We start from the raw sequence: 13,138 nt of genomic DNA, 5'->3' as shown, positions 1-13,138 counted from the left end.
AGTTGTTATGTCACGAGATATACTATTCCATTTCGACAGACCCTAGTTCCGGTACGGATATAGTTGACAGGGTAGCTATATAAAGATTTCCATAAGATGTAGTCAGCTTAATATTGCTGTCTTTGAGAATTCTTTTCCATGAAATCGCGGATTTCTGGTGTTTCGTTGTCTATCTCTTCGACCACCCCCTCCCACTCTCCTCCCGATTTCATATCGCACACGGGGTGTGGGGGTTCGACCTCGTGAGCCTCAAAATAACCAACAACCCACTCCGAACCACTCTCGTGCTGGTTAAAGACGTAGACGCCGACGAGATTTCGTCACGAGTCAACAACTCCGGCAACGACGATCCCCATGTCATTGAGCTGCTGGACCACGAGCAATCGGCCTTGGTGAGTTCAGTTCGGGATAGCTGTCGTGGTTCCTCGTCGCTACTCCATCCGTAAGCAACTGCCGAATCAACGAACGATCATTATCGGCTCAAATAGCGTCCTCGGCTCCAGGGAGGTTGTATCATCTTCTCTGAAGTGAAGAATATTATCGACATGGCCGATAGGATTGTGTTACTCGGTTTTGCGGAGTTGGCCATCGACCTCGTAGAGCCAGCCACGGTCAAGAAGCCGATCGATTACGTATACTGCATCAGTGTGCTCCTCGATATGCTCAGACTCAGCCAGAAGGAACTCATGTGCTTCACTCTTGGGGAGTTCGTCAGTGCCTGAGGCGTACGCCCTCTCCAGTGTCTGGTAGGCACTTTGGATCCAGTCTGGGAATGGGGGTTGACCTGTGTGTTTCATGGGCATAGTCAGTCAACTATATACTGTAATTGAGAGCCTGCAACTTTATTCCCCGGAGGGTTGGATAGGTAACTCTACTTTTGAGACTGAGACACTCTAAGTGTAAGATCTTGATTACAGAGATAATCACGATCAGTACGAATCGCCTCGCCATTGTCGGTGGATCACGAATCGTGGTGCCGGATTATCCCATAGACTGAACGTGCTGAGGTCCGCTCACAGAAGTCAGTCTCCCTGGGCATGGTAGTGTTGATCCCGAGTTAGATATTTATGAAAGGTCTGAAATACATATAATATTTTTATACTAGTGGTCCGTGTTACGGCATATGAACCGTCAGACGGAAGGCACTGATTTAATTGGTGCCTCTGTTTCGCTTCCGATACCCACTTCAGATCCAGATTTATTCAAACACAAAGCAACGAGCGATATTCTTCTATTTTTAACTAACCACCGATTTAGCGACTTTTCCTTGAGAGAACTCGCGACACAGATCGGCCATTCACACCAGTCCGTGCGACGAGCAGTAGATGTTCTCAGTTCGAATGACCTGGTGATTGAATCTCCCGAAAGCAACCAGCGACTCGTACAGATCAACAGGGACCGACTGTCTATCCCAGACGATCCTATTCTTCGGATTCCCCAACCGGAGTATCACAAGCCGGTCAAAACGGCGGTCACGAAGCTCCGTGACACCATCAGCGACGTTGTCGGAATCATCCTGTACGGTAGCGTTGCTCGGGGCGATGCTGACCGACGGAGTGATATCGATATCTGGGTCCTCACTCGTTCCGGGCGGGCAGAGAGCCAGCGGGAAGCGAACGCCGTCGCCCGGGACCTCGAAGACATGGTATTCGATGGGGACCGGTACGCCTACGATATCGACGTTGAGGCTGTCCAGGCGATTCCAGCCTACACGGATGATATTCGGGAAATTATCGTCTCAGGCATTCCGGTCTACAAGACGAGCGACTTCGAAACCGTCGAAAACCTCCTTCTAGAGGAGGGTGCCGACAATGAGTAACGGTTCGGACCCTGCTGCCGTGCTTGACGCCATTGGACGGGCGCAGGACGCCTTCGAGATGGTCGGCAGAGGGAGGACGGTATTCGAAGAGGGAATCAGCGCCGACGCAGACTGGGAGACGCAGCTGACCAAAGCCTGTCGGCTCCTCGAAGTCGTCGACACACTCCAAGCACAGGACGGGTACTACACAGCCGTCATAGAGGTCTGCTTCGGGGCGATAGAACGGTCAATAGAGGCGTATGCGCTCTCGATGACCAACGACACGCTCCAGGATTTCCAAGACCACCAGTTCAGCTACGACCGGGCACACCAGATCGGACTATTCGAGAGAGATACGGCTGTGGAAATGAAGGAACTCTACAGCGAGAATCGAACTGAGAGTTATTACGGTGGTGGTCGTCCGACCGAAGAACAAGCCGAAGCAATGACCGAACTCGCAACTGCTGTTCACCAGTTTGTGGTGAGCCAGATTCGAGAGGGTGGCGTCTGTCTCTGTGCCTGAGTCTCTTTGTCTTCTAAGAGAGTGCTATGTGCCCGAATACACTATCAGACCGAACAAGAGGAATTTCCATCAACGAATCCATTGAACGCTACCTCCAAGACAAAGGGAAAGGGCGTGGTGGCGATGGCGGGAACTACCGACGAAATGCAGCCAGGGAACTCGAACGGTTCACTCAGTGGGCTACCGGTGACCGTGGCCGGAGCGAGTGGGCGGGTATAGTACCAGATGATATCGACAGGGACCCGAATTTCGAAGATCTTGATGAACGAGTATTCCGGACATACGCCCGATACCTCGGCGGTGACCGCGCGCTCAAGCAAAACACCATACACACGTATTACCACTATATTTCTGCATGGTGTGGCTGGTGCGCGAACGAGGGATATCTTGAGGGGCACTATGCTTGGCGGGCAAGCTCGATGGCACCGCTCCCAGAGGACGACGGTCGCAAACCCGGCGACCAGCAGATATGGACACCCGAGCAACGCCACACACTCACCCGGTACGTTGATGACCGAGTCAACGATGCAATCGAGACGTATAGAGCCCTTTCAGATGATGTCGATTCGCTCGACAGGCAGCGAGCACGATATATGATTCTGAAGGCGGCTCGTGACCGTGCTCTTGTCTTTGTTATCGCATACACAGCTGTTCGAGTTGGTGAAATCCTTCGTGACCCAAACGACCCACGCCGGCGTGGGATCCAGTGGGGAGAGGTTTCGTTAGACGACGGGAGCATGGATGTCTACCGAAAGAAACAGCAATGGGACGTTGCGAGCCTCCCCGAGCCAGTGATTGCGCCACTCCGGAGCTATCAAACGCTGATGGACCCACCAACGGTACAATGGCCTGTGTTCCCAACGTTCGACCAGCGGACGCTCGCAACGCTCGTGCGGGACGAACTGGGCGAGCAAGGCGCAATAGATGACTACCGTGATGAGTACGCTCGGGACTTCTTGTTGGCTCTCGACGAGGATATCCACCCGCCATCGATTACGACAGATGGGGCACGGTCGATTCTCCAGCGGCTCTCAGAGGCAGCGGAGGTCGACATTGAGCATCCGAAACACGATTATCTCGCTCCTCATGGAGGCCGACGGGGAATGGGAGAAATCCTTGTCCGTGGGTTCGGATACACGGTTGCTGCTCGATATCTCGATAACTCGGAGAAGATGATTCGCAAGCGCTACTCGCACATCGAGGCCGATGAATTGGGTGCGCTCGCGACCGAAGCAATCAACAAGATAGATTGCATCTGACGAGGCTGAGAACGCGATTGATAGCCGGTCAATCGTGTCTATACGGTTGAATCCACCTGCATGCTACGATAATCACGACCAATAGGGCTATTCTCTCTCAAATTGATGTTATTGGTGTATAATATTTTTCAATACCACCTGTGTTTTTTATTGTACCAATATATATTACAGATTGTATGATTGGTAACGGTGAGTCATCCGAGTGCGTGTAATGGCTCATTTGTCGGCACGCACGGATGCAGCTTATCAGAACGATTATCACCACAAGCTCCGTGGCCGGCTCTGGGACGCGCTTGACGATACCAAGTATGACCAACGCCATGACGACGGCGAGCCGCCGGGATTCGTCTACTCCAACCCGTTTCCTCCCCACGATATGGAGGCAGGTGATGACCGGAAGCTATTGGTCGCCTCGCCAGAGGAGGAGCTACTGGCACACGTCGCTGCTGACTTGCTGGAGGAACCGGAACTGAACATCGGCGAAATGCCGTTTCGCGTTGACGACGTCACGTCGCTAGCGCCCGATGTCGGCGAACCGGGCACGCGCGGGACGATTGAAACCGGAACCGGTCTACTGGTTCGGATTCCACCGTGGCGATGCGAGGAATACGGGATCGACCATCCCGGCGGTGACACCGCCGTCTTTTGGCGGCCGGAACATTCGATGGCACCGCTCCGGAAGCAGCTGGAGGACAATCTTGATCAGAAACATGACCGCTTCGCCCACGATCACCTGCCGGGTCCGAGCGATGTTGACGGCGATCTGTTCGACGGCTACGAACTGCTCAAGACGTTCGCCGTCCCCCTGACTGTCACCGAGGGCCAGGAAATGACCTACGTACTGAGCAAGTGGAAATTCGAGTATACAGTTCGGGACGACCACCATCGGCGGCATCTCAACCTCGCGTTGGACTGCGGCCTCGGCGAACGGAACTCTCTGGGGCTCGGATTTATGAACGTCACGGAAAAAAACCCAGCCATATTGACTCAACGGAAGTAGTCTATTAAAATGAACTGGGATCGGGACAATAGCCCAAGGACTTCAACCCAACCTTTGTTCATCTGGAATGTCCCCGACCCAGTAAAACTACATTGTCTCGGGTAGCTATATATGATTGAGGGAGTTCTCCTATACTCCTGATCGTGGCTGGCATGAGTGTTTCCAAGGACAGATGCCAGCCAGAGTATCATCTTCTCATGTGATCACCCTTCTTGTCAACACATTCAACCGGCACTCACAAAATATTTTCCCTTGTGCTATACCCTAGAACTATATATGATGCGACAGAATATACGATTAGACGTCACTATGTGGCCAACCACAAATCAAAAAATAAAATGTTGAAACCAGAGAAATTCCGCGAGGAGTATCCTGAGAATCAATTAACCGATGAGTTGCCAGATTCTCCTATCGGTTCACTTCGGGACCTCCAGTATCTCTACGGGAAACTCTACACCCTCGCTACGACAGGCGGTGGAGAGTATGCTCCGTATCTCACACCCGACGCTGCTGGCGATCTCGTTGACACCAATAATAGCCTAATCGTGGCTCGGGTTGACGTGTCCGGTGATGAGCCACAACTGGCTGACGACAAACTCGGCCCGATACAGGTGACGAGATACACTGACGACCTGATTCAGCAAGTCGGTCACTGTAAGTATCCAGCCGCCCGCGGAATCGATCACAGTGTGACACATCAAGCTGGGCGAAACAGCGATCCGGAGAAATTAGCCCGCTATGCGAAAGAACGGCTAACCAAGTGGGCCACTGACGACGTGGTCACCGAAGCTGCCACCGAACATCCTGACGGCTGGATAATCGACCAGCTTGCCGAATTCAGTGAGAACGAGACCGCACTGGATACGATTACAGAAACACTCACGCGAAAACTGGGTGGTGAGTCGACAACCGCGCTGCTGACAGTGCAAGTGAAGACAGAGCCTGACGGCGAGTACCAATGGCCCGGTGACATAGACGTATTCCGCGAGGCCATGCGGCAGCGGAAACTCTCGAAACTCGTTACCAAAAATAAGGCAGATGACTCGTCCGGAGACGCGACCGATCTCGTCACAGGTTCGCCAGCTCGAACCGTCGGTACGTCCGAGGATCCGCAAAATTACTTCCTCGGCAAGCAGCTTGAGAAGTTTCCGGGACTTGATATCGAAGAAGCTTGGCGGTCACATCCGATTTCGGAAGATGCCGCAATCACGGTAATGAAAGCTGAGACGTTTGTTGAAGCCTGCACTTACCGGACGTTCGGTGCAAAAGTATACTACCTTCCGTACGTATTCGGTCGCTTGGCTCCTGAGAAGGTTTATCGATTATACGAATTGCTCTACCGGACTGTCGAAGACGAAGAGACGACACCAATCGAAGACGCATATGAGGAGGAACGTCGAAAAACCATTGAGGAGCAGGATTTCCGATTCTACGTCTCGGCCGTGATGCCGCATCAGATGTCTCGATACGACGTATTCGGCGAGACGCTGAACGGCCGCCTCCACTATCCTAAACAACTCGCAATCGCACACAACGAGTTCGTCCAAACCGTCTCGGCGTTTAATAGGGACCACTACACGAAGTGGACGGCACCGCTTCCAACCAATCAAAATTGGGGGCTGCTGGAAACGAACGACGAGCAGTTGCACGCGGTCTCGACTGGCTGGTATTTCAGACAGACCTTCGCCGAACGTGATGACGATAACGCTGATGCTGACGATCCGCGAATCGAAGCTCTCGTCAGCGTGCTGAGTGGCAAACAGATAGCCGTCGATGTGTTGCTCGAAGAGTACGTGAACCGAATCATTGACGATCAGACCGATGACAGCGAGCATGAAGGATTCCCCTCGTTCCTCGTTGCCAGTCAGTTCGCACAACTCTGCGTGCTTGCGGATGAAGACCTCAGACTACTGCAGACGACCGATGCGTCAAAAAACCAGATTACACAGCAACCGAGCTATGATACGAAAAGTATGCCATCAGTAGATGAAATCCTAATCGCGGATGGGGGACACCCCGCCGCACCGAAACTCGAATCGTTCATCAACGAAACACCTGCACTGTCTCCCGACCACGACGACGATCCGGACTCCGTAACGAGTCAGCGTCGTGGAGCGTTCCTGCTTGGTGCGCTTGTCGGCGACATCGGTAGCTATCAAGAGTACAGCGAGGATCGGTCGACAACGCTTGTCGATCAGTACCCGGTCAAATCGATCACGCGCTCACGGATCAAGAAGGTGACACAGGAAACCGTCGCCAAGACGCTGACCTACACGCGTCAGGAAAAGAAACAGCAGGGGAACTACCCCGGCACGAAGGCGGATCATATCGTCGACCGACTTCGTGATACGATTCTCAATCCCGATCCAGAAGAGTGGGAGATCGAAACCGACGATCTCCGCTTCTACTACGCCCTTGGCGTGACGTACGGGATGAACGACCACCCGTGGAACCGAGATGAAGCCGACGCTGACGACTCAACTTCCGAGGAGGAACATTAATATGTCCGACACAGTTGACCCCGTAACGAACCGCTCAGAAATCGTCTTTCTGTATGATGCCGTCGATGCCAACCCGAACGGCAATCCGCTGTCCGGTGCCAACCGGCCACGAATCGATCCACAGACACAGCAGGCCATCGTCACTGACGTTCGTCTGAAGCGGTATCTCCGCGATCAACTTGACGACGACGGCCACGGCGTCTACATTCGAAACGTGCAGGAAGACGGCGATCAGTACACGCGCGGCCAGCTCCTCGAAGATCGCCTCGAAGAGGTCGATCCCGACGACTACGATCTTGATGACGATGAGGAAGTCGAAGAGTTCCGCGACGATATCTTCGGCGAGTTTTTGAACCAGAGCGTCGATGTAAGGTACTTCGGCGCGACCATGTCTGTGGATACTGACGAAGCATATGCTAAGCACCTGCCAGATCATTTCACCGGTCCAGTTCAGTTCTCACCCGGCAAATCGATGCACGCGGTCAACGAAAACGAGGAGTACGATAGTCTGACGAGCGTAATCGCCACGCAGGAGAACAAACAACAAGGAGGATTCGATCTCGACGACCATAGGATTCAGTATGGGTTGATCCGGTTCCACGGACTCGTCGACGAACACGGTGCTGCCGATACAAACCTCACCGCAGCGGATGTCGAACGGCTCGACACTCTCTGCTGGCGGGCGATTAAAAACCAGACTATCAGTCGGAGCAAAGTCGGCCAAGAACCGCGACTCTACTGTCGCATTGAGTACGCCGATGAGAGTTTCCACCTCGGCGGCCTCGACCGCGATCTCGAAATCGACGGCGAGCATTCGAAACCCGACGAGGAACTTCGAACGGTTCGTGACCTCACGCTTGACGTGACAGATCTTGTAGACCGACTCGATGGGGCGAGTGACCGAATTAAACGTGTTCGAGTTGTCGCCAGCGACGTGCTCCAGCTCTCCTACGATGGCGAACTCGGAGGACCATCGATACTTTACGGTGCTCTCGAAGACGCAGTGGGAGCGGATGCCGTAGAGGAAATCGATGTCTATGACGAACAGACCGCGACACTCCCGAGTGACGACGACACGGCGTAACGATGTCACAACAATCGCTGGACAGCTGGACGGCAAACGGAAACGACGGCCAGCCTGACCGCTGTCTCTCGTTTACCGTTCGCGGCCCGTGGGGTCACTTCCGACGGATTGAGGGCAATATTGTCAAGCAAACTTATCGAATCATACCCCGGACCACCGTTGCTGGGCTCCTAGCAGCCGTTCTTGGGATTGAACGGGATAGCTACTACGACCTGTTCGCGCCCGATAGCTCGGCAGTCGCCATCGAACCCGTTCGGGAGATTAGGACGGTCAATATGCCGATGAACACACTGTCGACCGCTGATGGGAACTTACAGACGCTGAACAGCTATGGGAAGATCAGTGTAAGACTCCCAGATCCAACCACACTCCGGCAGCAACACAACTATGAGGTACTAGTCGATCCAGCCTACCGAATCGATGTTGCACTTGCCGACGAGCAGTGGTATACCGAACTGCGCGAGACGCTCGCCGCAGGCGAATCACACTACGTACCGAGTCTTGGCCTTTCGGAGCATCTCGCTGATATCGAGTATCACGGCGAATTCGATATCGCGGATGGACCGCTGACCGATACTGTGGAAGTCGACTCGGCTGTCCCAAATGCCGTTGACGATGTCGTTCTGGACGCAGGAACACGCTGTCAGATCGAAGAATCACCCGCGTTTATGGAGTCCGATTCCGGTGGTCGGACGACAACTGGATTCACGAACTACGCCTACAATCCTGATGCCGACTCGCTTAACGTGCGAGATACGACAGCAGCCAGTGTCGACGGTCGAACCGTGGTGTTCGTCTGATGACTATGTACTCTCATCCACCCGAAGAGGGCTATGAGGGTGTCTATCTTCGGACGCATCTGGATGATGTTGCCCGACGGGCCAACGAAATCGTTCCCGCTGAAGCGACAACACCTGATGATGAGTCGCTACAGCGAGTCGTTGAGACGCTTGCCTACGTTCACGACTTCGGGAAAGCGACGACGTTCTTTCAGGAGTACCTCCGACACAATACCGAGCCCGAGTACAAGCCGTGTCGGTATCACGCTCCAATCGGCTCGTTCGCCGCCTACTACGCCCTCGATGCACAGGGGTTTGAATCTGAGACCTGTCTGGCCGGCTTCGTCGCGGTCGCCAAACATCACGGCCGGCTTCCAGATGTGACCCAGTATATCCACGACCGTGCGTACAACTCAGAGAACTCAACGGCTGGAGCCCAAACCAACGCCGAACAACAACAGGCAGCAATCGCTATGCAGCTCAACAATATCGAGGAACACGTCCCCGAGCTTGCGGCCGACCTCTTCGTTGCTGCAACTGATAACGATGGATCGTGGGACGGATTTCGGCAGTCGTACAAAGAGCTTCTTGATGAAATTGCCGCTGCCGTTGCCACAGAGAGCGGGACGACAATCAATCGAGAGTCGCTCTCAGACTCTTGTTATGGTCTAGTCCTCGAAATATGGGGATCGCTCGTGCTCGCAGATAAGACGAGTGCAGCAAGTCGCAGTGAGAATACTGCCTCGGAGTCGGCGTACGAAGCAGTGCAGCCGTCACTACAGGTGTTAGACGAATATGTAGGGGATCTGGAAGCGTCCTCGCCTGCTGATCCGGACGGTTCCAGAACGGAGCGACTCAACCACTATCGTTCACGCGCACGGGCAGCTGTTACAGAAAACGCGAAGCAATTTGCGGAGGATGGCGGTGGCGTAGCGACGCTCACACTGCCAACCGGAATGGGGAAAACACTCTCCGGGCTGTCGGCCGCACAGACGGTTCGTGACGAACTCGACGGCGAACGTGTCGTCTATGCACTTCCGTTTACTAGCATCATCGATCAGGTCGTCGATGAAGTCAAAGATATCTACGAGACCGATACATTAGGACGATTACTGACGGCTCACCACCATCTTTCGGAAACCAAGATCGTTGACGAAGATGACGTAGACGCCGACAAAGCGGATAAGAACGACGACGTTGCTGGGATTCTCGCCGAAAGTTGGCGGGCTGGGCTCACAGTTACAACGTTCGTGCAGTTGTTCGAGAGCCTTGCTGGGCCAGCCAACAAACAGTCGATGAAGATTCCCGCTCTCCGTGACAGTGTAGTTATCCTTGATGAGCCACAGAGCTTGCCGCTCGACTGGTGGAAGCTCGTCCCCCGTCTTGTTGCAATACTGACCGAGCGGTACGATGCAACGGTCATCGCTATGACTGCAACGCAACCACAGTTGTTCGATGAAGCAACCGACCGAGGAGAAGAGGTGACTGAATTGGTCGACGAGCCTGATGTGTACTTCGAGGCCACCGAGCGCGTCCAGTACGAACTTGACGAGTCGACTGAGCGGTATATTGAGACCCAAGAAATCCCGAAACCATACGCCGACGCGAGTGCTGAACTGCTGACTGCAGTTGACGCAGGGGCGTCAACGCTTGCGGTCTGTAACACAATCGATAGTGCACGAGCACTCTTTGACGAACTCATCGACATCCAAGACTCGCTTCTTAATGTGGGTGATATCTACGCTGACGAACTCAGCAAAGTTGAATCGACAGCGGACATCGATCCACAAACTCTTGCAACTCGTATCACTAAGCGAAGCGATCAGTCGATTCTCCACCTGTCGACACGACTCCGTCCAGTGGATCGCCTCAAACTGATCGAAACCGCAAAAGAACTCACCGACAACGGACATGGTCTCATCACGGTCTCGACACAGCTCATCGAAGCCGGCGTCGACATCAGCTTCGACCGCGTCTACCGTGATCTGGCTCCAATTGACAGTATTGTCCAAGCAGCCGGTCGCTGTAATCGGTCGTTCGAGCGAGAACAAGGACGTGTTATTGTCTGGTGGCTTGATGTGCCGGATGAGCAGCAAAAAACGCCTGCAGAGGCGGTCTACAATCGAGGGGCGACACTGCTTCCTGTGGCGGCTGAAACGCTCGACACTGTTCGTGAAGCAGATGAATCGCTCTCCGAGACCACTGTTGCCCGCACAGCAGTTACAGAATATTACAAAAAACTACATACTGACAAGAACGTTGGCAAGCAAGAGTACGCCGAGTATGTCGACAATGCACGCGGGGACAAACTGGCGGAGTTGTCGCTGATCAACCAGCGTAACGCTGTGGACATCATCATTTGCCGAACTGAAGCCGAACGGCGGCAAGTAGAACAGGTGCGCGAAGCGTGGAAGCGGTACGAGTTCGACCGTGTCCGTCGGTTGATGGATGGACTCAAGGAGATACGAGTCTCGTTCCCTATCTATCACGGTGAGTCTGATAAAAAAGAAAAGCTGGGGCAATTGAATCCAGTCCATTCCGATACGGATGTACTGTGTCTTGATGTCCGCAAACACGGGTTGAGCCAGTATTTTGATCAGAATACCGGGTTCGTCATACCGGACAGCACTGCTGAGAGGCGGATCTTATGACCGATGCAGATCCAGTCAACCGCCTCCTCGCAACCGCTCGCGGCGAGCCAGTTGACGAACCGTTCCGCGTGACCGGCGTGATGGTGCAGTACTACTACGTTTGCAAACGCGAACTCTGGTTCGAAAGCCGAAACCTCGAAATCGACCGCGAGAACGCGACCGTCGTCCGTGGCACCCGTGTTGATGAGACAGCCTACAGCGACAAACGCGAGAACCTCCATCTCGGAATGATCTCACTGGATCTGCTTGACGACGGCCGTGTCGTTGAGGTCAAACCTTCATCAACGCTTACCGAACCCGCTGAAATGCAGTTGTCATACTACCTCTGGTATCTCGACCGCGTCGCCGATATCCAACGAGACGGCGTCTTGGCTCACCCACGCGAGCGGAAGCGTGAGCCGGTCGAACTTACGACGGAGCGGAGTGAAAAAGTCGAAACTGCGATCCGCGGAATTCACGATATCGTCAATCAGTCATCGCCACCGCCAGCCGAGGAGAAACCATTCTGTGACTCCTGTGCGTACCATGACTTCTGTTGGTGTTAACAATGGATAGGAACTACCACGTCTTTTCCGACGGTCGACTCGAACGCAGTGACGACACGCTCAGACTCGTCCCTGACGACGATGGGGACAAGCAATACATTCCAATCGAGAACGCTGAGGCGTTCTTTTTACACGGTCAGATCGATTTCAACACGCGGCTGATGTCGTTCCTCAACGATCGGACGGTCGCGCTACACATCTTCGGCTGGGAGGATTACTATGCTGGCTCGGTGATGCCGAAACGCGGCCAAACCTCTGGGAAAACTGTAGTCAACCAAGTTCGAGCATATGAGGACAGTCAACACCGACGACAACTGGCCGCCGCGATTGTGAAGGGGAGTATCCACAATATGCGAACCAATGTGGTCTACTACAACGGCCGAGATCACGATCTCGACAGTGTAATTGAGGACTTGGAAGCCGCAGCAACACGCGTTGACGAGAGTCTCCCGATTGACGAACTGATGGGTATCGAGGCGACCGCAAAAAAGGCCTACTACCGTAGCTTCAACCAAATTCTTCCGAGTGAGTTCCAGCTCTCCCAACGGGAATACAACCCACCACCGAATGAGATTAATAGCCTCATTTCGTTCGGCAATTCGATGGTCTACGCCAACTGCGTCTCAGCAATTCGAGCCACTGCACTCGACCCGACGATTAGCTACCTACACGAGCCCGGTGAGCGGCGGTACTCGCTATCTCTTGATATCGCTGACTTATTCAAACCCGTGCTCGCAGACCGGGTACTATTCCGGTTGGTGAATCGGAATCAAATTTCGGAAAGTGATTTCGAGACCGAGCTCGGCTCCTGTCTGTTGAACGAAGCTGGTCGGAAAACGTACACGAAGGCGTTCGAAGAAATGCTTGAACGTACTGTTGAACACCCGACGCTCAACCGAAAAGTTAGCTATCAGTACCTGATGCGTCTCGAAGCATACAAACTGAAAAAGCATCTCCTCACCGGAGAAGCATACGACTCGTTCCAACGGTGGTGGTAA

11 protein-coding genes are annotated in these 13,138 nt (G+C 53.7%); all 11 read left to right on the top strand.

Annotation, left to right across the window (positions count from 1 at the left end; genetic code table 11):
* Window positions 1–545: 545 nt before the first annotated feature.
* The 11 genes from HAH_RS15915 to cas1b all read left to right on the top strand — a co-directional run bounded on the left by HAH_RS15915 (window position 546) and on the right by cas1b (window position 13,138).
* Window positions 546–722 (top strand): nitrate ABC transporter ATP-binding protein, encoded by a 177-nt coding sequence (locus HAH_RS15915; protein WP_233425870.1) that lies wholly within the window; start codon window positions 546–548, stop codon window positions 720–722.
* A 401-nt stretch (window positions 723–1,123) separates the two neighbouring features.
* Window positions 1,124–1,819 carry a nucleotidyltransferase domain-containing protein gene (locus HAH_RS15910; RefSeq protein WP_014030722.1) on the top strand — a complete coding sequence of 232 codons (696 nt, stop codon included), beginning with the start codon at window positions 1,124–1,126 and terminating at the stop codon, window positions 1,817–1,819.
* Entirely contained in the window at window positions 1,812–2,321 is a 510-nt protein-coding gene (locus HAH_RS15905; protein WP_014030721.1) for a hypothetical protein, read from the top strand. Before HAH_RS15910 ends, HAH_RS15905 begins: the two co-directional genes overlap by 8 nt.
* Window positions 2,322–2,347: 26 nt before the next feature.
* A complete protein-coding gene (locus HAH_RS15900; RefSeq protein ID WP_014030720.1) occupies window positions 2,348–3,580 on the top strand; it encodes a phage integrase SAM-like domain-containing protein in 1,233 nt (410 codons plus the stop codon).
* A gap of 211 nt (window positions 3,581–3,791) precedes the next feature.
* Window positions 3,792–4,580 (top strand): CRISPR-associated endoribonuclease Cas6, encoded by a 789-nt coding sequence (cas6, locus tag HAH_RS15895; RefSeq protein ID WP_014030719.1) that lies wholly within the window; start codon window positions 3,792–3,794, stop codon window positions 4,578–4,580.
* Between the two features lie 338 nt (window positions 4,581–4,918).
* Window positions 4,919–7,081: a type I-B CRISPR-associated protein Cas8b/Csh1 gene (gene cas8b / locus HAH_RS15890; RefSeq protein WP_044952751.1), complete on the top strand. Its 2,163-nt coding sequence runs from the start codon at window positions 4,919–4,921 to the stop codon at window positions 7,079–7,081.
* A gap of 1 nt (window position 7,082) precedes the next feature.
* A complete protein-coding gene (cas7b, locus tag HAH_RS15885) occupies window positions 7,083–8,165 on the top strand; it encodes a type I-B CRISPR-associated protein Cas7/Csh2 (protein ID WP_014030717.1) in 1,083 nt (360 codons plus the stop codon).
* 2 nt (window positions 8,166–8,167) lie between these two features.
* Complete coding sequence (gene cas5b, locus HAH_RS15880) at window positions 8,168–8,965, top strand: type I-B CRISPR-associated protein Cas5b (RefSeq protein WP_014030716.1); 798 nt, start codon at window positions 8,168–8,170, stop codon at window positions 8,963–8,965.
* The gene (locus HAH_RS15875) at window positions 8,965–11,595 is read left to right on the top strand and encodes a CRISPR-associated endonuclease Cas3'' (RefSeq protein WP_014030715.1); all 2,631 of its coding nucleotides are present in this window, start codon (window positions 8,965–8,967) and stop codon (window positions 11,593–11,595) included. Before cas5b ends, HAH_RS15875 begins: the two co-directional genes overlap by 1 nt.
* A complete protein-coding gene (gene cas4, locus HAH_RS15870; RefSeq protein ID WP_014030714.1) occupies window positions 11,592–12,140 on the top strand; it encodes a CRISPR-associated protein Cas4 in 549 nt (182 codons plus the stop codon). Before HAH_RS15875 ends, cas4 begins: the two co-directional genes overlap by 4 nt.
* Before the next feature lie 2 nt (window positions 12,141–12,142).
* Complete coding sequence (cas1b, locus tag HAH_RS15865; protein WP_014030713.1) at window positions 12,143–13,138, top strand: type I-B CRISPR-associated endonuclease Cas1b; 996 nt, start codon at window positions 12,143–12,145, stop codon at window positions 13,136–13,138.

Source organism: Haloarcula hispanica ATCC 33960 (assembly GCF_000223905.1).
GTDB lineage: Archaea > Halobacteriota > Halobacteria > Halobacteriales > Haloarculaceae > Haloarcula > Haloarcula hispanica.
This window is presented reverse-complemented; position numbering and strand designations above follow the sequence as displayed.